Origin of the sequence: Escherichia ruysiae (assembly GCF_031323975.1) — a bacterium.
Lineage (GTDB): Bacteria > Pseudomonadota > Gammaproteobacteria > Enterobacterales > Enterobacteriaceae > Escherichia > Escherichia ruysiae.
Genome location: NZ_JAVIWS010000001.1, coordinates 2,817,367 through 2,838,279, shown reverse-complemented (window position 1 = coordinate 2,838,279; position 20,913 = coordinate 2,817,367). Strand labels below are relative to the sequence as shown.

General features: G+C 48.7%; 17 protein-coding genes and 1 tRNA gene. 4 read left to right on the top strand and 14 right to left on the bottom strand.

Features of this window, described 5'->3' with window-relative positions; genetic code table 11:
* Window positions 1-3: 3 nt before the first annotated feature.
* The 12 genes from dppC to RGV86_RS13660 all read right to left on the bottom strand — a co-directional run bounded on the left by dppC (window position 4) and on the right by RGV86_RS13660 (window position 14,648).
* Window positions 4-906, bottom strand: a complete 903-nt coding sequence (gene dppC, locus RGV86_RS13715; RefSeq protein ID WP_000084683.1) for a dipeptide ABC transporter permease DppC — start codon at window positions 904-906, stop codon at window positions 4-6.
* 9 nt (window positions 907-915) lie between these two features.
* Complete coding sequence (gene dppB / locus RGV86_RS13710) at window positions 916-1,935, bottom strand: dipeptide ABC transporter permease DppB (RefSeq protein ID WP_000938858.1); 1,020 nt, start codon at window positions 1,933-1,935, stop codon at window positions 916-918.
* A gap of 307 nt (window positions 1,936-2,242) precedes the next feature.
* Window positions 2,243-3,850 carry a dipeptide ABC transporter substrate-binding protein DppA gene (gene dppA / locus RGV86_RS13705; RefSeq protein ID WP_085461385.1) on the bottom strand — a complete coding sequence of 536 codons (1,608 nt, stop codon included), beginning with the start codon at window positions 3,848-3,850 and terminating at the stop codon, window positions 2,243-2,245.
* A gap of 742 nt (window positions 3,851-4,592) precedes the next feature.
* Window positions 4,593-4,669, bottom strand: a tRNA-Pro gene (locus RGV86_RS13700).
* A 91-nt stretch (window positions 4,670-4,760) separates the two neighbouring features.
* Complete coding sequence (gene eptB, locus RGV86_RS13695; protein WP_085461387.1) at window positions 4,761-6,452, bottom strand: kdo(2)-lipid A phosphoethanolamine 7''-transferase; 1,692 nt, start codon at window positions 6,450-6,452, stop codon at window positions 4,761-4,763.
* 263 nt (window positions 6,453-6,715) lie between these two features.
* Window positions 6,716-7,246: a long polar fimbrial protein LpfE gene (lpfE, locus tag RGV86_RS13690; RefSeq protein ID WP_000269272.1), complete on the bottom strand. Its 531-nt coding sequence runs from the start codon at window positions 7,244-7,246 to the stop codon at window positions 6,716-6,718.
* Window positions 7,247-7,251: 5 nt separating this feature from the next.
* Entirely contained in the window at window positions 7,252-8,307 is a 1,056-nt protein-coding gene (locus tag RGV86_RS13685; RefSeq protein WP_085461388.1) for a fimbrial protein, read from the bottom strand.
* Window positions 8,308-8,322: 15 nt separating this feature from the next.
* Complete coding sequence (gene lpfC / locus RGV86_RS13680; protein WP_085461389.1) at window positions 8,323-10,899, bottom strand: outer membrane usher protein LpfC; 2,577 nt, start codon at window positions 10,897-10,899, stop codon at window positions 8,323-8,325.
* A gap of 23 nt (window positions 10,900-10,922) precedes the next feature.
* The gene (lpfB, locus tag RGV86_RS13675; protein WP_000726213.1) at window positions 10,923-11,609 is read right to left on the bottom strand and encodes a long polar fimbrial biogenesis chaperone LpfB; all 687 of its coding nucleotides are present in this window, start codon (window positions 11,607-11,609) and stop codon (window positions 10,923-10,925) included.
* Between the two features lie 67 nt (window positions 11,610-11,676).
* A complete protein-coding gene (lpfA, locus tag RGV86_RS13670) occupies window positions 11,677-12,201 on the bottom strand; it encodes a long polar fimbrial major subunit LpfA (protein ID WP_000758160.1) in 525 nt (174 codons plus the stop codon).
* Window positions 12,202-12,518: 317 nt separating this feature from the next.
* On the bottom strand, window positions 12,519-13,721 hold the full coding sequence (locus RGV86_RS13665) for an L-lactate MFS transporter (RefSeq protein WP_000189033.1): 1,203 nt from the start codon (window positions 13,719-13,721) through the stop codon (window positions 12,519-12,521).
* A 228-nt stretch (window positions 13,722-13,949) separates the two neighbouring features.
* Complete coding sequence (locus tag RGV86_RS13660) at window positions 13,950-14,648, bottom strand: autotransporter outer membrane beta-barrel domain-containing protein (protein WP_000584406.1); 699 nt, start codon at window positions 14,646-14,648, stop codon at window positions 13,950-13,952.
* Window positions 14,649-14,805: 157 nt separating this feature from the next.
* Here RGV86_RS13660 and tag point away from each other — a divergent pair, with 157 nt between their 5' ends.
* On the top strand, window positions 14,806-15,369 hold the full coding sequence (tag, locus tag RGV86_RS13655; RefSeq protein WP_000438938.1) for a DNA-3-methyladenine glycosylase I: 564 nt from the start codon (window positions 14,806-14,808) through the stop codon (window positions 15,367-15,369).
* Window positions 15,366-15,806, top strand: a complete 441-nt coding sequence (locus RGV86_RS13650; protein ID WP_000617459.1) for an N-acetyltransferase — start codon at window positions 15,366-15,368, stop codon at window positions 15,804-15,806. Before tag ends, RGV86_RS13650 begins: the two co-directional genes overlap by 4 nt.
* Here the strand turns inward: RGV86_RS13650 and bisC are convergent.
* Window positions 15,775-18,108: a biotin sulfoxide reductase gene (gene bisC, locus RGV86_RS13645; protein ID WP_085461391.1), complete on the bottom strand. Its 2,334-nt coding sequence runs from the start codon at window positions 18,106-18,108 to the stop codon at window positions 15,775-15,777. The two genes, RGV86_RS13650 and bisC, sit on opposite strands and share 32 nt — an antisense overlap.
* A 152-nt stretch (window positions 18,109-18,260) precedes the next feature.
* Between bisC and RGV86_RS13640 the strand changes: the two genes are divergently transcribed.
* The gene (locus tag RGV86_RS13640) at window positions 18,261-18,920 is read left to right on the top strand and encodes an OmpA family lipoprotein (protein WP_085461392.1); all 660 of its coding nucleotides are present in this window, start codon (window positions 18,261-18,263) and stop codon (window positions 18,918-18,920) included.
* Window positions 18,921-19,023: 103 nt separating this feature from the next.
* The gene (ghrB, locus tag RGV86_RS13635) at window positions 19,024-19,998 is read left to right on the top strand and encodes a glyoxylate/hydroxypyruvate reductase GhrB (RefSeq protein WP_000805001.1); all 975 of its coding nucleotides are present in this window, start codon (window positions 19,024-19,026) and stop codon (window positions 19,996-19,998) included.
* 49 nt (window positions 19,999-20,047) lie between these two features.
* On the opposite strand, the gene RGV86_RS13630 is transcribed toward ghrB, so the two are convergent.
* Complete coding sequence (locus tag RGV86_RS13630; RefSeq protein WP_000190517.1) at window positions 20,048-20,758, bottom strand: DUF3053 domain-containing protein; 711 nt, start codon at window positions 20,756-20,758, stop codon at window positions 20,048-20,050.
* Window positions 20,759-20,913 lie beyond the last annotated feature (155 nt).

Here is a 20,913-nt window from a genome sequence, read left to right as displayed (position 1 = left end):
CTCTTACTGCTTCAGTTTGGGATCGAGCGCGTCACGCAGACCGTCACCCATCAGGTTAAATGCCAGCACCGTCAGCAGGATCGCCAGACCAGGGAAGGTCACGACCCACCAGGCGCTTTGCGCGAACTGCAACACGTCGGAGAGCATGGTGCCCCACTCCGGCGTTGGCGGCTGCGCCCCCATACCGAGGAAACCAAGAGCAGCCATATCGAGAATGGCGTTAGAGAAACCGAGCGACGCCTGAACAATCAGCGGCGCAAGGCAGTTGGGAAGAATATTGATAAACATCTGGCGCAGCGCCCCGGCTCCCGCTACGCGAGAAGCGGTAACGTAATCGCGATTCACCTCCACCAGCACGGCGGCGCGGGTTAAGCGGACATAGTGCGGCAAGGCAACGAAGGTCAGCGCCAGCGCGGCGTTACCAATCGACGGGCCGAAGATAGCCACCAGCACCAGCGCCAGCAACAGGCTTGGCAGCGCCAGCATGATATCGACCACGCGCATGATGATGTTATCGACCAGGCCGCCAAAGTAACCGGCGATCAGGCCGAGAATTACGCCCATAATCAGCGATAACACCACCACCAGACAACCGACCAGCAGCGACAGCCGTGCACCGTACATCAGGCGCGACATCACATCGCGACCAACATCATCGGTGCCCAGCAAGTGCGCCATGCTGCCGCCTTCCTGCCACGCTGGCGGGGCGAGCAGCGCATCGCGGAACTGTTCCGCCGGGTTATAGGGTGCAATCCAGTTGGCAAAGATCGCGATAAACAGCACGATGACGACGTAAACCAGCCCGACAACCGCGCCTTTGTTACGTTTAAAATAGTGCCAGAACTCCTGTAACGGGGTCATCGGCACCGGTGCAGTAATCACTTTATTTTCAGTAACCTGTGACATGATGTTCCCTTACTTCTTATGACGAATACGCGGGTTCACCACGCCGTACAGCAGATCGACCAGCAGGTTGACGAGGATAATCATCGTCGCCACCAGCAATACGCCGCCCTGCACCACCGGATAATCGCGGCGTTGCAGCGCGTCAATTAACCAGCGCCCAAGACCGGGCCACGAGAAGATGGTTTCGGTCAGAATCGCCCCCGCCAGCAGCGTCCCCACCTGCAGGCCAATAACGGTCACCACCGGCAGCATCGCGTTACGTAGCGCATGGACGATAATCACCCTAAGGCGGGTCAGCCCTTTGGCTCGCGCGGTGCGGATATAGTCTTCACCCAGCACTTCCAGCATCGAGGAGCGCGTCATACGCACAATGACCGCCAGCGGGATTGTACCCAGCACAATAGCGGGCAGGAGCATATGGGCGACGGCATCGATAAAGTTACCGTCTTCCCCCCAGATGGCGGTGTCGATCAGCATAAAACCGGTTAACGGATTGGAATCATCGAGAAACACCATGTCGCTCACGCGACCGGAGACAGGCGTCAGGTTCCAGTGCACTGAAACCAGCATGATCAACATCATGCCCCACCAGAAGATTGGCATCGAGTAGCCGGTCAGCGCCAGACCAACCGCCGTGTGATCGAAAATGGAACCGCGTTTAACCGCAGCCAGTACACCAACCGGAATACCGACCGCAGTCGCAAAAATCATCGCGCAAACACCAAGTTCCAGCGTAGCCTGGAAGCGTGGCACGAACTCTTCCCAAACCGGGATGCGGCTTTTCATCGAAATGCCTAGATCGCCGTGCATAACGCCCCAAATGTAATGGAGATACTGCTGCCACATCGGCTTATCTAAGCCGAGTTCTGCCAGCAATTGCGCATGGCGCTCTGGGGAGATCCCACGTTCACCCGCCATGATCATCACCGGATCGCCGGGGATCATGTGAACAAAGGCAAAGGTGAGAAGGGTAATACCGATAAACGTGGGGATGACGAGTCCCAAACGTCGGAGAATAAACTGCAACATAACCCGGATTCTCTATAGTGACCCGCAGCCTGGAACTGCGTGTCTGTATTGCTCACCAATCAATTCCCGCCCGTGCCGGACAGGGAATGAAGTATTGCTACCGGATGGCGCTGTGCGCAGAGGCACAGCACCACCGGGTATGCAGATTGTTGACAAAGTGCGCTTTGTTCATGCCGGATGCGGACTGAACGCCTTATCCGGCCTACAAAATCTTGCAAACTCAATACATTGCAGAATTTTCGTAGGCCTGATAAGCGGAGCACATCAGGCAGTTTTGCCTTTGCCATCAGTTTTGTACGGCATTTAATTATTCAATAGAGACATTTTCGAAGTGATGTTTGCCTAATGGATCAACCACATAGCCTTTAACTTCTTTGCGTACCGGTTCAAACACGGTGGAGTGAGCGATGATCAATGCCGGAGCCTGATCGTGCATCACGACCTGTGCTTGTTTGTACAATTCAACACGCTTGTTGTGGTCGTCGGTAGCACGTGCCGGTTGAATCAGATCTTCAAACGGTTTGTAGCACCATTTTGAGTAGTTGGAACCTTGTTCAGAGGCGGCGCAGCTGAACAGGGTGGCGAAGAAGTTATCCGGATCCCCGTTATCGCCAGTCCAGCCCATCATTACCGTCTGGTGCTCGCCATCTTTCGCACGCTTGAGGTACTCACCCCATTCGTAGGTGACGATTTTGGCCTGTACGCCCACTTTCGCCCAGTCCGCCTGAATCATCTCCGCCATGCGGCGAGCGTTCGGGTTATACGGACGCTGTACCGGCATTGCCCACAGGTCGATGGAGAAGCCTTTTTCCAGACCGGCTTCTTTCAGCAAGGCTTTCGCTTTTTCAGGATCATAGGTGTAATCCTGAACGTCGTCGTTATAGCCCCACATGGTTGGCGGGATCAGGTTTTTCGCTGCCACGCCCGCGCCCTGATAAACCGCTTTGATTATCGCGTCTTTGTTCACCGCGTAGGTCAGTGCCTGGCGAACTTTCACGTCATCTAGTGGTTTTTTCTGCACGTTATACGAGAGATAACCGACGTTCAGCCCCGGCATTTCCATCAGGTTGATGGATTTATCCTGCTTCATGCGGGCGATATCTGCCGGGTTCGGGTACGGCATCACCTGGCATTCATTCTTCTGCAATTTCGCGTAACGCACGGAAGCGTCAGGAGTAATAGAGAAGACCAGCGTATCGATCTGCGGTTTGGTGCCCCAGTAGCCATCAAACGCTTTGTAGCGAATACGGGAATCTTTCTGGTACTGCTGTAACTGGAACGGGCCAGTGCCGATTGGGTTGAGATCCAGTTTTTCTGGCGTACCAGCTTTCATCATCGCGTCAGCATATTCTTTTGACAGAATAGAGGCGAAGTCCATTGCCAGGTCAGCGAGGAACGGCGCTTCCGGACGCGTCAGCACGAACTGAACGGTGTTGTCGTCCACCTTCTTCACTTCGCTGATCAGCTCCGGCAAGCCCATGCCTTCGAAGTATTCGTAGCTACCGCCAGAAACTTTATGGTACGGGTTCTGCGCGTTTTTCTGGCGATCAAACGAGAACACCACGTCATCGGCGTTCAGTTCGCGCGTCGGTTTGAATTCTTTATTGTCATGCCACTTCACACCTTTACGCAGATGGAAGGTATAGGTTTTACCGTCTTCGCTGATTTCCCACTTTTCAGCGAGGCCTGGAATCACTTCGGTGGTGCCGATTTTAAATTCAACCAGGCGGTTATAAAGCGGTACGGAAGAGGCGTCATAGGTGGTGCCGGAGGTAAACAGCTGCGGGTTAAACCCTTCAGGCGAACCTTCTGAGCAATAAACCAGAGTTTTAGCCTGAACACCTGCTGCAACGGTCATAGCCACCAGGCTGAGACCAAGCTTCAGCATCCCTGACTTTTTCAAGGAAATACGCATTATTCTGCTCCAATTGTGATGTTTGTTGTTTTAACCCTTTGCAGTGGGTTGTCGTTGCCTGACCTTTTTTGTTTTTTGCCCGGTCGGGTCAACGTTATGAGGTGGGGATGCCGTACTAATTAACATCAGTGTAACAGTGCGGATCCTCCATAAAATGCCCCTCGTGACCTACAATCTGTCAACAGAATGTGAAAACGTCAATACAGCCAACCGGGATTTACACCAACGGTGAGAATCCACAAACAAAGATTAAAAAAACTTCAAACCGCTATTTGCAGCAGAGAAATTTGTGCTACTCCAACATGACCAGAACAATCAGCTTAATATTTAGCAACATTTGGTGATTAAGTTTTATGCATTTAGTGAAAAAAATCTGAGGAAAAGGTGGATATCTGAGCGATTAATACCATGAACGCTAAAACGCACAGCGGAAAATGCCAGCGCCAGCCATAAGTAACGCAAAAAAAGATTTAAGCAAATATAAAAAAAGACAATGGATTCTGTCACAAATCCGTTAATGGATAGTGAGATATGGGGCGCAAATTTGGCAGGGAAATGTGTGATGTGTAGGTCGAATAAGGTGTTCACGCCGCATCCGACAATGGGCCGGCACATTTGCCTGATGCGACGCTGGCGCGTCTTATCAGGCCTACGTCGAGTCGAACCTCCTGCCCCCGGAGGTTCTCATCCTCTTCAGGCCGCAGAAAGCAAAAAACCAGCCCGTAGGCTGGTTTTTCTAATTTGGTCGGTGATAGAGGATTCGAACCTCCGACCCCTTCGTCCCGAACGAAGTGCGCTACCAGGCTGCGCCAATCACCGAATGCGGGGCGCATCTTACTGCGCAGATACGCCCTCGTCAATCCCTTAATAGCAAAATGCCTTTTGATCGGCGAGAAAGTCAGCAGGCCTCTTAGTTAGCCGCTGCCTCTTTTGTCTGCGGGATGCGACACCAGTTGTTGTTTTCGTTAATTCCACCATCCGGTGAAGTATAGCCAAGACAACCCATGATGGTGTCGTACAGCTCTACGTGACGGCGCGGTACTTTCATATCGGCTTCTTTTTTCAACTGCGCGAATGCCTGCGCATTGGCCGGATTTTCCAGATATTTATCTGACATCCAGACCATCATCGGCACGCGGAACTGCTCCGGCGGTGCATATTCACGTGGTGTACCATGCAAGTGCTCACGCTCGTTAATCGACTCACCGTGATCCGCCGCGTAGAACACAATTGCTTTCTTATCGCGGAATCTGTCGATCACCGAGTCGATAAAATGATCTACGTAGGTGATGGAGTTATCGTATGAGTTGATCATCGGCGCTTTTGGACATTTGCGATCAATTGCATAACACTCTGGCTTCCACTGGGCAAACTCACGTGGATAACGCTGAGTATAATTGTAGTGCGACCCTTTGGTATGCAGCACAATCAGATGCTTACCTTCTGGTTTTTTCTCCAGAGAACGTTCAATTTCATTCACCAGCAACATGTCGTCTACCGCTTTTCCACGGTTACGTGGCTCAGCCGCGATTTGCTCACGGTAGGCAATGTTGTCAGCCATGGTATTGCTGTAGAACCACATCTCGCTCTGCATGGCGTACAAATCGGAGCTAAAACCCAACTGTTTGAGAACCGCAAATACGTTCTGTTCTTTAAGAGTACGTTGAGGGTTATCTTCCGTTCCACCTTCACGCACAAACATACAGCGTAGTGATAATTTAGTCGCGGTATCGCAAGAATAACCTCGGTACATAACCAGGTTTTTCTCTTTTGCCAGCTTCGGCGTTGTATCACGCTCGTAGCCCAACATTCCCATATGATCCCAACGCGTGGTTTCACCAATAATGAAAATCACATAGGTATCGTCGAGATTTTGCGTCGGGGTATAGGTGAATTTTTTCGCCGGATTCATCAGCGAACGATTGTCTGAAGATTCATCCACTTGCGCCCAGGCATACAGCCCCAACGCAGAAAGCCAGTTCGAGGGTAAATACGAGTTCGCCAACACCCCGCCATAACTAGGCATATCCACCCCAGCCATGCGATCGGCACGCTTTTGCGCTACATCCATCAGACGTATTGGCCCCCATACCAGCAAGCCCGCTAACAGCACAGTAAGCGCGCTACGCCAGCGTGTTTTCGGGGTACAAAGCTGACGCCAGAAGGTGTCTTGTGAGCGGTTCATCCAGATAAATAGCAACGGGATAATACTCACCAGTACAACCCATGCGATAAGCGTCCAGCCAACCACTTCTTTCGACAGGTCAATGTCGGTGGTCATCACCGAAGCGACAATCCCGTAGCCAATCATGACATTCATAAATGTCATGTAGTAGCTAGCTCCGGCAGAAATCAGCACCAGCAATGAAGCCAGCACTTTCCAGGCCGTTCTGCCAAAGAGTGAAATTAAGCGTAAAAAGAAGAAGGTTGCCAGAACCGTCCCTGCCAGTTCGATAACCGCCGAAACGCCATTAAGAAAAGTGAAGTTATGCGCGTAACCGTCAAACCGACGGAAATAGACTGCGCAATTCATAAACAAACCAATATAGACAGCGAGAAAAAAGCTTAGCTTTTGCTGCGTTATCGTTTTGATGTATCTCATGCAAACAAACCCTGGGATAAAGGGGAAAAAATATCCAGCACTCCGTTTTTGCAGTGGGAGTATCAGGAAAAAATGCAGGAGTAGTGAACGCCATCCCCTGCTCATGTCGTTAAGTAGACCACAGAGAGAAGGAAAAGTGGCAATGAAGTGAGTTTTAGCTACAGATATTTACAAAAAGCAAGTCAGAATGCAGACAAATAATTAACTGTTCTTGTAAAAAAGAGGAGTAATCTCCTCTTTTTCTGCCAAAAGTCCGAAACTGGTTACTCATACTCCACGGAGAAATTGACCATGGCATTTGCATGTCCAGACGTTGCATTGGCGTTTACAACGACATAACTCGCTTTGTAGTTCAGTTGGGTTGTTGTTCCATTTACTGGCCACTCTATCGCCGTTCCACCAGCGACTTTCGGAATCTGTTTTGTGCCCTTGCCGTCAACAATTTGCAGGGCTATTCCCGTTGCGCCTCCGGCATCCAGAGCAAAAAGAGAGTTATCATTGGTGTCAGGAAGGCCGTCCATTGTTACTTTAGCTTTTGATATTCCGTCACAATCTTTTAATTCGATTACGAAATTTTTTTCGTTTATGACTCTTCCGACCGTGACTGGCTTCATTAACATCATTTTCCCCATGACAACTTCTAAATCAGCGGCTTCAAACTCACACCCTTTGGCCACGACTGAAAGAGAAAACGTCAGTTTTCCTGCTTCACCGAGGCTTATTTTGGCTTCAGCGCCGGGAAAATATGCCAGAGCTAAAAAGGGTAACAGGCAACGTATACTATTTCTCCACATGATGACTAATCCATATCCAGAAAGATTGTTGCAACCCCACTATATTGCCCTGCCGCTGGAGCATTTCCGGTCGTGCTGATTGGTGCTGCTTTCAGTTTAATTGTTGCATCGCGATGTTGTTGGGGATCGTTCGAACCGAGGTTTAAGTTAACACTGCTGTTGGTATCGTTAGGCCTTAAGACATTGCCGTTTGGATCCATAACCAACACACCAATGTCTGGGTTACCCATATCGATGGCACGCTCGTCAGCCTGACTTGTGTTTCCTTCAATCCTTAGAGATACCTGAATGCCATCGGTAATATTTTCACAATCGAACTGGAGGTTAATCTCTTTTTCAGTGCCTCCAACTGGAATGGTTCCTTTTTTATTTTTAAATGCCGAAGATGGGTACTCGCCGAAGGGGACATCCAATACCGTACCGGCGTCAATTTTACAGCCTTGTGTAAAGGTCAATTTTCCTGCAATACTGACCGTAGAAAGTGGATCCCTGTATGTATTTTTTTTCTTTGAGGCATACATTGTTGCAATAAGCGTGTAGGGAATTTCCACCTCACCCTGAACAGGCTTTGCTATATAAAATGACAGATAGCCATTACTGCCAAATTGCCCCAGATTATTACCTTTACAGTCTTGAGAAGAGTTATTTAAATTAGGGATCTGACTATTGGCCTCCGGAACACGGAACAACACGCTTGGACCTTGAATCATGGTCATTACTTCCAGCTCATCGGTTAACCGGTAGTATTGCTCACTGTTTATTTTTCGCGTTGCCGTAGATAAGTTACTCACGACTTTAATCAGTGTATCCTTTTCCGTTTTATAAGTATCCGGACACTCACAAATAAAACTAAAAGGCTGCCCAACACCAGCCCATGAGTAAATTAATCTTAATTCAGTACCCGCTTTATTTTTGCTGGCATCCATAATATCAATATCAAAATTGACTGGGTAATCATGAACACCTGAAGTCGATGTACAGGGTCCCCAATCTGCAGCCATAACATTATTGGCCGTAAACAACATGCTTCCAACAAAAAACAGACTTGAAATTTTCATCATATTATCTATCCCTGATCATTGGCAATTTGTTGTCACAGAAATAATACCTGACGATTTTTCCTTAATCGGCAGTTCATATTTCGCAACGCATTGTTGTGAAGTATCTTTACCCCATACGATCTTCACATCCCCTTTTTTAGGCATCCCGCTGATATATAACTGCCCATCTTCACCAACAATACCGCTAATCTGTTCACTTTTATCTGAAACCAGCGTTGCAGTTGCACCAAAGGGGACGCTCACTTCATTTTGCCGAATTAATGTCATAAGAACTCGATAACCCACACGGGTATCGAAATGCGCCCGTACGACAGCTCCTCGCGTTGGCACAACTGTCTGGAATGCGCTGTTCATATCAACACTGTCATTCAACGTTTCACTGCGAATGGACACATCATTTTCACGGTAGATGCTCAGATAAGGAACGACCGCATTACCTTGCCAGTCAACACTCACACCACTATTATTTAATACTTTCGCCCCCCGGGCACCTGGTGCTGAAACTATACCAATGGTTTCACCCAAAGGTTGGGAAAGCGAGATCCCTTCACTGTGCGCTACAATGCCACCACGCAGGCTGTAGTTAGTCTGCTGGTAGTCTTTACCATAGCTGTAACCCACGCTGATATTACCGGCGCCGCCCTGGTACGACAAACTGGCATTACCGCTATTACCAACACCATTACTGGAATACCCTTCCTGAACGTTATAGCTAAGATTGCGATCTTCTAACAGAGTGCCATTGACGCCAAGCTGTTGTGTCGTACGACCATCCTGATCGGTTGTCACGCGGTAGTTACTCCATGCCCGACCAAACGGAATGGAAACATTAAATGACCACAACTGGTCGTTTTCATCCCATTCAGGGCTTTTATTCCAACTGTAAGCAATACTGTAATTAACACGTCCAATACGACCGTTGTACCCGGTAGCCAAAGAAAGGCGCTTACCGTCATCATTCCAGTAATCCTGCTGGGTCATATTGAAATAAACCGACCCATAGGTGCCCAATTGCTGTGTCAAATTACCCTGAATTTCACTACGCTTATGGTAACGGCCGTAATCGCTGTCAGCACCGCTACGCACATCTGTTGCTTCCTGGAAGGTATAAAAACCACTGGTAGAATACTTGTAACCCAATAAACGGAAATCTGTGCCGCTGGCAAAGCTTTTTGAATAAAGAAAGCGGTACGATTGTCCCTGATCGGTTGCATTATTATTTAATGTACTTTTTGCCTGAGTAATATCAACCGATATTGCACCAATAGAGCCAAAGTTTTTCCCCAATCCCAGAGCAAATGCGTTGTAATCCTTAGAAATTAATGCGCCACCATAGGTGGTCATACCAAACGGTAAACCATACATCGCATTAAACTGACCAAAGCGAGGGTTGGCGCTATCGTAATTACCAGCACGGTATTCACCAGCAGAAAGGCTATATTTGAGATGCCCTTCACGTTGGAAAATAGCGACTGAAGAGAATGGCTGAATAAATCTTTGTTCACTACCATCAGCCTCTTTAACAATTACGGTTAAATCACCGCTGTTCGCTGTGGGGTATAAATCGTTAATTTCAAACGCACCTGGCTGAACAAATGCTCGATAAATCACGTAACCATTTTGTTCAATACTGACTTCCGCGTTACTTTTCGCTATCCCTCGAACTACCGGAGCAAAACCACGTTGGCTGTCTGGCAACATTTCTTCATCAGAGGCCAGTAATGCCCCGCGCATCTGCACACTGTCAAAAATATCTGAAGGTGTTGCTGTATCACCCAATGTCAGTTGCGCTTTCAGCGGAACAATGGCCCGTGTTACATAGGTGCCAATATTGTCCCACTGCTTCTCGCCGTTACTATAGCTCCAGTTACTGTAATTTCGCAGACGCCATGCCCCAAGGTTAAGGCCGCTTCGCATACTTAAGTAGTAGCTATCGTTAGTCTGGCTAGTTTCGTTTTTATCCTGGTGATGATTACCATTTTCATCAATGTAGCGATTATAACTTTTTGTATCATGAGAACTGTTACTACCGCTGAAACTGTAATCAAGAAGCAACGCGGGCACACCATCGTCCCAGCGTGATTCAGGTACTGTACCGCGAGCAACCTGCTGCATTGCCGCCTGAGGAAAACTCATCACCAGTTTTTGTTCGCTAAAATCAAAATGACTGGTCGCCTGAGGGATAATTTCATTAAACGCCACACAGGCTTCTGCTGGTATAAGGTTAAGTGCTGAAAAACTGTCTACACGAACGCCCATATCAGCCAGTTGTGTCCGACTTAAACAAGGTATGAGAAACTCCCCCATCTCCTTTCGTTGGGATTCTGTAGCCGCCTTAAACTCCAGAGTGCGCGTTTCCATTTTTTGTTCATTGACGATTAAAGAAACGCGATATGTTCCAGGCAACTGCGCGCCATGGTCAGTTTCGTACATGGAAAGGTCAACATGCTGGTTGATCCCTGCGGTATCTTCCAGAAAACGCGGATTAAATTTTCCAGCTGTCGCAGAAAAAGAGCCTGCAACCGTAAGCGCCAATACAGATAAAGAAAAGGGCAAAGAAGTGTAAGTGCGCGAAACGACCATCCATGACATTAAGTTGGTTCCCCTGAAAACTATTAATTAATTTCGCGAGTCAGATATTCACCTGAAGAGCCAAAATCATTAATTGTATTATATTTTATTTGCGAAGCACTGTTCACACCTGCAGGCAAATTGATATTCAAAGACCCTTTTGCTGGCACCATACCGGACTTTTCAATTTCGTGTCCGTTAATAAATACATCACTGAACGTGATGTTAAAAACAGTTGGATTGTCAACTTTTATCTGTTTACCGTTTCGCGTAAAACGTAGTTCTCCTGGCGAAGATTTAATATCCCCTTTTAGACCTGCTGGGCGATAAAAAAGCTTGATGCGAGTACGAACTGCAATCTGCAAGACATTTTTCCCTTCATTTTCTTCATTTTGAGAAGGAATCGCTTTGACGTTTACCCAGTAAACAGATTCACGATCCTGAGGTAAGGACGGATTCACATTTACGATACGTAAGATGTTGTTTTTTCCTGGCTCAAGTTTGAATAATGGCGGAGTAATGATGAATGGTGTTTTTTTACTACCCGTTGCATCATCAACCCATGACTGAATAAGAAATTCTTCTGATTTATTTTTGTTTTGTACGGTTAGCGATGCTTCTTTCTTATTACCGTCATAAATCACCCGAGTAGAACTAAGCCCAACCCCACTCGCTAGTGCAGACTGCGAAATTAACACCCAAAGAGTTAACGCAATGAATTTTTTTTTCATCATTCTATCCATGAACGTTGAACACAATTGGCGGAGAATTCATCTTCGCCAATTGTGAAACTAACTATTACTCGTAAGACAGATTGAAATCAACCTGAGCATTACCATAACCAGTAGTTACAGCAGCTAAAGTAGAAACATAGTTTGCGGTGAAATAAAGAACTGTCTGACCTTTTTTCAGGTCAGTGCTGGATTCACCACTATTCATCGCAACCAGGGTGTTGCTGTTATCATAAATACCGATACCTACGCCTTTCGCCGCGCCTGCTTCGGTGCTAACAGAGATAAGTTCAGGTTTATCGGTATCACCAACGCCACTAAAGCTGACTTTCGCCTTTTTCAAAGTGGTGATATCACAATCTTCCAGCTTGATTTCGAAAGGTTTTGATGGTGATTTATCACCGACTGCAGCAAATACAGATTTTTGCACCTGACCCAGGACAACTTCCTGATTCTGAGAATCAACTGACAGTACGCAAGCTGCATCGACGATTTCACCTGTAAATTTCACAGTGCCATCACCGGAATCCGCTGCAAATACGGAACCAGAAGTTAACGCCAGTGCTGACAAGGCAAAAACAACCTTTTTCATGAATAACTCCATTTATATAGATAAATATGCTTAATGTTGTTCACACAACGGGGCGCAGATTATACAAATGGCACTAAAAAATAAAATTATTTTTACTAAATATTATTTTTTAAAATAAAAAGGAATATATATTAAATTCAGCATGTTATAAAAAACAACATCAATAGGGAAATATACTTTCGGAAAATATTTATATTGATATTTTATATAAATAGAGTAATGCATTCACAGAAAGAATGCATTGTTCTATTTATACTCTGAAATAGGAAAAGGGAGAAACTCACGTCCCTCCCCTTCATTTTCTTACAATGATATTTTTAGACGTGAACCTCGCGCAACACCTTCTGCCCTGGCTGGCGAATAGTCGTAGAAAGTGCAAGAGACAGAATCAGCAGGGCGAAAATCACGTAGAAGGTCACATAGAAACCACCAAACAGTGAGGCGATAATCGAGCCGCAAATGCTGCCGATACCGAAACCAAGGTAAATTACACCGTAGTTTTTCGCCAGATTATTAAGTCCAAAGAACTCGCTGACCAGTGACGGGAACACCGTGATTGTGCCGCCGAAGTTAAACGCCACGCAGGCAATCGCCGCGAAGAACGTTAACGCATTGAGTGGAGCGAACAGCAGTGCCGCCATGCCCACCAGCGAAACCACCTGTCCAATGGTAATGACCCGAATACGGGCGATTTTGTCAGACAGAATACCCAGAACCAGACGACCAGAAAGGTTAGCAATTGAAATGACCGTCACTGCGTTGGCTGCGGAAATTGCATCAAGATGCGCCAGACTCTGCGCGATATCTTTCGCCACCCCAATAACATACAGGCCACTCATGCAGGCAGTCAGGAACATTACCGCCAGCATCCAGTACTGCGGTTTACGCATCGACTCTGCCAGGGTGAAATCATTTTCCACCACGCCATTATGGGTTTTGACTTCCTGTTTCGGCGCATCTTTCATTAAGGTCGCGCCAAAAACAATCATCACCAGCGCAATCGCGCCCCAAATTATAAAGGTTTTTTCCAGACCGACCGTTTCCAGCAGTTGCGTGTCGATAAATTTGAACCCCAGGCTACCCAGGCCATAGGAACCAATGGCGAATGCGGAGATCAAACCTTTACGTTCCGGGAACCACTTCACGCAGTTAGAGAGCGTCAGCAAGTAACCCGCGCCATCTGCCAGACCGACCAGCACACCGGCACTCAGCCACAGCATCATCAGGTTGTTGGAATGCGCGGTCAGGAAGAAGCCTAATCCCAGCAAAATACCGGAAGCCATAGTGACGCGTTTAACGCCAAAACGTTCCTGTAATTTTCCCGCGACAGAAGACGAAATTGCCAGTCCCAGACTCAACAGGCCAAAGGAGAAAGCCACCTGACTTACCGGTGCATCCAGTTTGGCGGAAAGTGCACCGTTAAACAGGCTCCAGGTATAAACCGAACCCAGGGCGAACTGGGTAATAATAGTACCGATAAGCGTCAGCCAGCGCGTACGTTGATAGTTGGAAGGTGTCATGGCAGTGTTCCTGCATTAATAAAAAGGAAAGGTCTCTGCCGACAACCATATCGAAGTGCACTTTATGCCAGGGGAAAAACGGCATGAAATGCCATCAGAACGGAATGAAATGCCTTAGTTCAGGAATGAATGACGTGACAAATATTCACCACAATAATAATTGTGTCAGTTAGTACCCACTATCAACACAATGATTGTTATACGCGGGTTCAAATTGTAAATGACAAGTTAAAATCTGGCGCTAACGCCCATGCTATACAAATAATCATTATTATTGTTGCTGTTTTCTGCCTGAGATAACGCGGCATAAGCGGCAATATGTGGGTTAAGCAACATATCGGCTCCCACAGTCACATCAAGCCAATTGCCGTTCTGATTTGTCGCCGTCATGCGGCTCAGGCCTGATTGAGCCTTCCAGATATTCTCACCAAATTGCTGGTTATAGCTGATTTGCGCCCAGGGACGAAAATCACCAAGCCGGGAATCAACACGCCAGCCTAATGTACTGACGCTGGCATGCCATAACGGATCGGTCAACGTTGCATTGCTGTCGCCAAACTCGTTATACATCGAAATGGTCGTACCATCATAATGCAATGCGGCGACTGGGCCTGTTGTAACATGTTCATATAAAGGGAAATTCCAGCCCATACTCATACTGCTGGTCACATCGGCAGGCGTATCCTCCGCCAGATTGACTTCCAGTCCCAGCGCCCTTTGGCTACTTTGAATACGTTGCGACAAAATATCGTTGTAATCAGGTTGGTGATCACTATCCCAGGTATAACGCTCCGTAGTATGCCCAGGCTGCGTATCAACGATATATTCTTGTTGCCAGGCATAAGCTGTGTTGAGAAAAAGAGAACTGATTACAACGCTCGCCAGCAAACTTAACGTCCAGTGGCCACCGCATTTTTTTATGATCATTAACACGACTCCAGAAAAGAGCCGAATTCGGCAATATTATTGTCATTGTATGAAGGATATCGGGCATAGTAGCCCTGTATTAAATATTGACTTTTTCACCGATGCGTCAAGAAAAGCGGCTGAAATTTTTACGGTCTGGTATATAGCGAGGGAAAGTATGGAACGTTGCGGCTGGGTGAGTCAGGACCCACTTTATATTGCCTACCACGATAATGAGTGGGGCGTGCCTGAAACCGACAGTAAAAAACTGTTCGAAATGATCTGCCTTGAAGGACAACAGGCTGGGTTATCCTGGATTACCGTCCTCAAAAAACGTGAAAATTATCGCGCTTGTTTTCATCAGTTTGATCCCGTCAAGGTCGCGGCAATGCAGGAAGACGATATCGAAAGACTGGTACAGGATACCGGGATTATCCGCCATCGTGGAAAAATCCAGGCCATTATCGGCAATGCGCGCGCTTACCTGCAAATGGAGCAAAACGGCGAACCGTTTGCCGACTTTGTCTGGTCGTTCGTAAACCACCAGCCACAAGTGACACAAGCCAGAACATTGAGCGAAATCCCTACTTCAACGCCCGCCTCCGACGCGCTCTCCAAGGCTCTGAAAAAACGCGGCTTTAAGTTTGTTGGCACGACAATTTGTTACTCCTTTATGCAGGCATGTGGGCTGGTGAATGATCATGTGGTTAGCTGCTGTTGCCATCCGGGGAACAAATCATGATTCGGGAAGCACTGCTTTCGGAACTGCCCGCGATTCTGGAGTTATGGCTGGAAAGCACAAGCTGGGGACATCCCTTTATAGAAACAAGCTATTGGCGTGACTGCATTCCGCTGGTGCGTGATGCATATCTAGCCAACGCGCAAAACTGGGTGTGGGAAGACAATGGTGAATTTCTCGGTTTTGTCAGCATTATGGAGGGCCGGTTTCTGGCAGCGATGTTTGTCGCACCGAAGGCTATCAGGCGCGGCATTGGTAAGGCGCTGATGCAACATGTACAGCAGCGCCATCCCCATTTGTTGCTGGAGGTTTATCAAAAAAACCAACCGGCGATAGATTTTTACCATGCGCAGGGGTTTCATATTGTCGACTGCGCATGGCAGGAGGAAACCCAACTCCCTACCTGGATTATGGATTGGCAGGCGGATCAAACGCCGTAAGCGACAGCTCCGGGCCATTATATTTTTCCAGCCATGCCAGCGCCGTGTTACCCGCACAGCCATTCCCCAGCCGCGAGCTGGGAAGGTCTTTAGTTAGCACGTTAACCGCACCATTTTTACAAATGCCGCCAGCAGATAAATCAAGATCTGGCCACGCGCCTTCGTGAATACAAATCACGCCAGGTTTAATACCTTCGCTAATGACGGCTCCGACAAGGATTTGTCCGCGCGAGTTCCACACCCGAACTGTATCGCCATCTTGTATACCCCGCGCCCGCGCATCTTCTGGGTGAATGGTGACAGGTTCACGATTTGCCACCGCATACAATTCGCGCAAGGAACTGTAATTCAGCTGACTGTGCAGACGATGTGCCGGGTGAGCAGAAAGTATCTGCAACTGTTCCGGTTCTGCATTGCCCTGCCATTCGTCCGGCTCCAGCCACATTGGATGCCCTGGGCAATCCGGATAAGCGTAATCGGCAATACGCTGTGAGAAGATTTCAATCTTGCCGCTGGCGGTTTTTAACGGATACGCCTGCGGATCGCGGCGAAAATCAGCGAAGCGAATAAACCGCTCGCTGTCTGGGTTTTCCGGCATCTCAATGAATTGGTTGGCTTCCCAGAACTCAGTAAATGGCGGCAATTCAACCTGCTGACTTGCCCCACGCTGCCGGGCGACGTTATAAAACGTTTCCAGCCATTGCAACTCACTTTTCCCTTCTGTAAATCGCGCGTAGCCGCCCTTTTCCCACCGTTCGCTTAATTCAGCAAAAACATCAAAATCATTACGTGCTTCACCACGCGGTGGCACCACTTGTTTCATCGGCACCAGATGCTGATTGCTGTAATCGCCGGTCATGGTGAGATCATTACGCTCAAACGACGTGGTCGCAGGGAGAACGATATCAGCGTGTTTTGCCGCCGCCGTCCAGAAGCATTCGGAGATCACCACCAGCTCTGGTTTTTGCCAGGCGTGAATCAGACGATTGGTATCCTGATGGTGGGTAAAGTTGGCACCACCCGCCCACCAGATAAAACGAATATCCGGGAAATGTAGGTTCATACCGTTGTGTTGATATGTGCCACCGGGGTTTTCTAATGCTTCAACAATACGGGCAACGGGGATTTTATCTACCGCATCGGTGCCGCCGGGCAAACTACTTTGCATGGAAGAGAGCACCGCAGCGCGGCGGGTCGGATTGCCGCCATTGGCAAAATGGTAAGAAAGGCCAAAGCCGCCGCCGGGTGTGCCGATTTGCCCCAACATTGCTGCCAGCGTGACGATCATCCAGTGTTTTTGCTCACCAAACTGTTGGCGCTGCATTCCCCATCCCGCCATCAGCATCGTAGTGTTTTGGTGGAAAATAGCCGCCAGCTCGCGAATCTTCTCGGGTGGAATGCCGCAAATCTCCGCCGCCCATTCGGCAGTTTTCGCTATTCCGTCTTTCTCGCCCAGCAAATAGGAGGCGAAGACGTCATAACCCGTGGTGCAACGCGCCAGAAACTCTTCGTCGTGCCAGTCATTTTCCACCAGCGTATGGGCGATCCCCAGCATTAGCGCAACATCCGTGCCCATATGGGGAGCTATCCACTCCATTTTATCGCCAAAGAAATCGACGGTTTCCGATCGCATTGGATCAATGCAGATCAGCTTTTTCCCGCTGTCACGCAATGCAGAAAAGTAAGAAAGCCCCTGCTCATCGGATGCATTCCACGCAATTTTCAGCGTATTGAGAGGGTTAGCACTCCACAACACCACGACATCACTATGTTCCAGCACCAGCGGCCAACTGGTTTGCTGTTGATAAACTTCGCTGCCCCCCACGACATACGGCATGATCGCCTGTGCCGCGCCGGTCGAATAATCCCCCAGATGCCCGGTATAACCGCCTGCCAGCGCCATATAGCGTTGTAATAAAGTTGACGCTTTATGCAAGACGCCATTTGAACGCCAGCCGTAGGAACCAGCAAAAATCGATGCTGGGCCATAAGCCTCACGAATACGTTTATGTTGATGGTGAATAAGATCCAGCGCCTCATCCCAACTCACGCGAACAAAGTCATCCTGCCCACGAATGCCTTGCGGGTTTTCTGGTGACGCGAGAAAGCCTTTGCGCACCATTGGAAATCGTACCCGCGTATTGCTGTGAACCTGGTCGCGAACCGCGCTCTGCAAGGAGTTTTCCAGCTCTGTCGCTAACGCGCCACGCGAGCTAAAAACTGTTTCACCGTCGGTTTCAACCAGCATGGGTCCCCAGTGGGCGGCAGTCAGAACGGAATAACGTGAGGATGAATTGGCCAAACCGAAGGCTCCTGAAAGGTTAGATGTATTGGGCAGTTAAATATTACTTACAAATTTCCGAGTATTCCCAGGAATAATCTTCATGTTCACACGGCATAATCTCCCGCCACGGCACCCGTGAACAAGAATAAAAAGGTTATTAAGGATTAACAATGAAGAAACGTGTTTATCTTATTGCTGCCGTCGTGAGCGGCGCTCTGGCGGTATCTGGCTGTACAACTAACCCTTACACCGGCGAACGTGAAGCAGGCAAATCTGCTATCGGCGCAGGTCTGGGCTCTCTCGTTGGCGCGGGTATTGGCGTGCTCTCTTCTTCGAAGAAAGATCGCGGTAAAGGCGCGCTGATTGGCGCAGCAGCAGGCGCGGCACTGGGCGGTGGCGTTGGTTATTATATGGATGTACAGGAAGCGAAGCTGCGTGACAAAATGCGCGGCACCGGCGTTAGCGTAACCCGCAGCGGGGACAACATTATCCTTAACATGCCGAACAATGTGACCTTTGACAGCAGCAGCGCGACCCTTAAACCAGCCGGTGCTAACACGCTGACTGGCGTGGCAATGGTGCTGAAAGAGTACCCAAAAACGGCAGTTAACGTGATTGGTTATACCGACAGCACGGGTGGTCACGACCTGAACATGCGTCTCTCCCAGCAGCGTGCGGATTCCGTTGCCAGCGCGTTGATCACCCAGGGTGTGGACGCCAGCCGCATCCGTACTCAGGGTCTTGGCCCGGCTAATCCGATCGCCAGCAACAGCACCGCTGAAGGTAAGGCGCAAAACCGCCGTGTAGAAATCACTTTAAGCCCGCTCTAATCCCTTTCATGCCAGGTGATGCAGAAATCACCTGGCATTCTTCAGTTTTCCTTCATCATATTTCAGGCTAAGGTGATCGCCTTATCAGTGAATGGAGAGAAGAATGAAGCCGTCCGTTATCCTCTACAAAGCCTTACCTGATGATCTACTGCAACGCCTGCAAGAGCATTTCACCGTTCACCAGGTAGCAGACCTCAATCCACAAACCATCGAACAAAACGCGGCGATTTTTGCCGAAGCTGAAGGTTTACTGGGTTCAAACGAGAATGTTGATGCCGCATTACTGGAAAAAATGCCAAAACTGCGTGCCACTTCAACTGTCTCCGTCGGCTATGACAATTTCGACGTCGATGCGCTTAACGCTCGAAAAATCCTGCTGATGCATACGCCAACCGTGTTAACGGAAACCGTCGCCGATACGCTGATGGCGCTGGTGCTGTGTACAGCGCGTCGGATTGTGGAAGTGGCGGAACGCGTAAAAGCTGGCGAATGGACCGCCAATATCGGCCCGGACTGGTACGGCGTTGACGTTCACCATAAAACACTGGGCATTGTCGGGATGGGACGGATCGGCATGGCCCTGGCACAGCGCGCGCACTTTGGCTTCAATATGCCAATTCTCTATAACGCGCGCCGCCACCATAAAGAAGCAGAGGAACGCTTTAACGCCCGCTACTGCGATCTGGATACGCTGTTACAAGAATCAGATTTCGTTTGCCTGATCCTGCCGCTAACTGAAGAAACTCATCACCTGTTTGGCGCAGAACAATTCGCCAAAATGAAATCCTCCGCCATTTTCATTAATGCAGGGCGTGGGCCGGTAGTTGACGAAAATGCACTGATTGCGGCGTTGCAGAAAGGGGAAATTCACGCCGCTGGTCTGGATGTCTTCGAACAAGAGCCATTGCCAGTAGATTCGCCGTTGCTCTCAATGACAAATGTCGTTGCAGTACCACATATTGGTTCAGCCACCCATGAGACGCGTTATGGCATGGCTGCCTGTGCCGTGGATAATTTGATTAATGCGTTGCAGGGGAAGGTTGAGAAGAACTGTGTGAATCCGCACGTCGCGGACTAAGCCGCGACTGCGTGGAGAAAAGCCCGATAACCGTTCGGGCTTTTACTCTTTATTGGGTTGCAGTGACTGCCGTGGTCCAGGCCTGATTAAACGCCTGATGCTGTGCCGGTAATGGCGCAATCAGTTTGTTATATTCACTCGCCTGCTGTGAAGTCGGGAACTGGATGCCATTCGCGACAAAGCTCACCTGAGTACCTTGTTGAGCAATGTAGTCCCCCACCATCACCAGTTGCTGCGTGAACGTTTGAGCCGCCGGAATCAGCGGTTGCAACGCATCAGCTGGGGTCGTCACTACTTTAGTGAATGCCTGATCAAAGACCGGTTTCAGGTCATCGGTCTGTTTTAGCGCAGAGTGCGCAGCATCGGCCTGCAACTTCGCATTTTGCAATTGTTGCGCCAGTACGCCAAGAGATCCGTTCATTTCACGCAGTGGACCACTTTGCGTGACGTAATCCTGTGGTACGCGAATCGCGTTAACGCTGTCTACAACCGGACGCAGACCGGAATCCATCGCCTGATTAACCTGTTGGGAATAGCCATACAGGATCGCGTAATCAGAGACAAAAGGACCAAACTGTTTTTTCTGATCGGCAGTCAGGGTTGGTAGACGTTCACCGCTACGCATCACTGTATTCTGCAGGAAGTCGATAAACGCTTTACGCTGATCGCCTTCTTTATCAAAACACCCACTCAGGCTAACTACCATTAATAACGCCGCAAGAGGCGCAAACCAGCGAGAGCAGGACTTTCCTGTCGCCATTTTCTTACTCCTTTCACCCAAAAAAAGCGCACAACGACACACGCGTGTCTGACGCTGACAAGGATAGTCCAGGACAGGCTTACAGGATACCCTTTATGCATAATCTTCCTGGGAAAATGATGTAGAAAATGAAGAAGAGTTAATTTGTTGTTTTA

What these genes read in the sequence shown, in the direction of transcription:
- dppA (WP_085461385.1), bottom strand. Translation starts at nt 3,850, where the DNA reads ATGCGTATTTCCTTGAAAAAGTCAGGGATGCTGAAGCTTGGTCTCAGC.
- lpfE (WP_000269272.1), bottom strand. Translation starts at nt 7,246, where the DNA reads ATGTGGAGAAATAGTATACGTTGCCTGTTACCCTTTTTAGCTCTGGCA.
- dppC (WP_000084683.1), bottom strand. Translation starts at nt 906, where the DNA reads ATGTCACAGGTTACTGAAAATAAAGTGATTACTGCACCGGTGCCGATG.
- RGV86_RS13660 (WP_000584406.1), bottom strand. Translation starts at nt 14,648, where the DNA reads ATGATCATAAAAAAATGCGGTGGCCACTGGACGTTAAGTTTGCTGGCG.
- ghrB (WP_000805001.1), top strand. Translation starts at nt 19,024, where the DNA reads ATGAAGCCGTCCGTTATCCTCTACAAAGCCTTACCTGATGATCTACTG.
- lpfA (WP_000758160.1), bottom strand. Translation starts at nt 12,201, where the DNA reads ATGAAAAAGGTTGTTTTTGCCTTGTCAGCACTGGCGTTAACTTCTGGT.
- RGV86_RS13630 (WP_000190517.1), bottom strand. Translation starts at nt 20,758, where the DNA reads ATGGCGACAGGAAAGTCCTGCTCTCGCTGGTTTGCGCCTCTTGCGGCG.
- RGV86_RS13650 (WP_000617459.1), top strand. Translation starts at nt 15,366, where the DNA reads ATGATTCGGGAAGCACTGCTTTCGGAACTGCCCGCGATTCTGGAGTTA.
- eptB (WP_085461387.1), bottom strand. Translation starts at nt 6,452, where the DNA reads ATGAGATACATCAAAACGATAACGCAGCAAAAGCTAAGCTTTTTTCTC.
- tag (WP_000438938.1), top strand. Translation starts at nt 14,806, where the DNA reads ATGGAACGTTGCGGCTGGGTGAGTCAGGACCCACTTTATATTGCCTAC.
- lpfB (WP_000726213.1), bottom strand. Translation starts at nt 11,609, where the DNA reads ATGAAAAAAAAATTCATTGCGTTAACTCTTTGGGTGTTAATTTCGCAG.
- dppB (WP_000938858.1), bottom strand. Translation starts at nt 1,935, where the DNA reads ATGTTGCAGTTTATTCTCCGACGTTTGGGACTCGTCATCCCCACGTTT.
- lpfC (WP_085461389.1), bottom strand. Translation starts at nt 10,899, where the DNA reads ATGTCATGGATGGTCGTTTCGCGCACTTACACTTCTTTGCCCTTTTCT.
- RGV86_RS13685 (WP_085461388.1), bottom strand. Translation starts at nt 8,307, where the DNA reads ATGATGAAAATTTCAAGTCTGTTTTTTGTTGGAAGCATGTTGTTTACG.
- RGV86_RS13640 (WP_085461392.1), top strand. Translation starts at nt 18,261, where the DNA reads ATGAAGAAACGTGTTTATCTTATTGCTGCCGTCGTGAGCGGCGCTCTG.
- RGV86_RS13665 (WP_000189033.1), bottom strand. Translation starts at nt 13,721, where the DNA reads ATGACACCTTCCAACTATCAACGTACGCGCTGGCTGACGCTTATCGGT.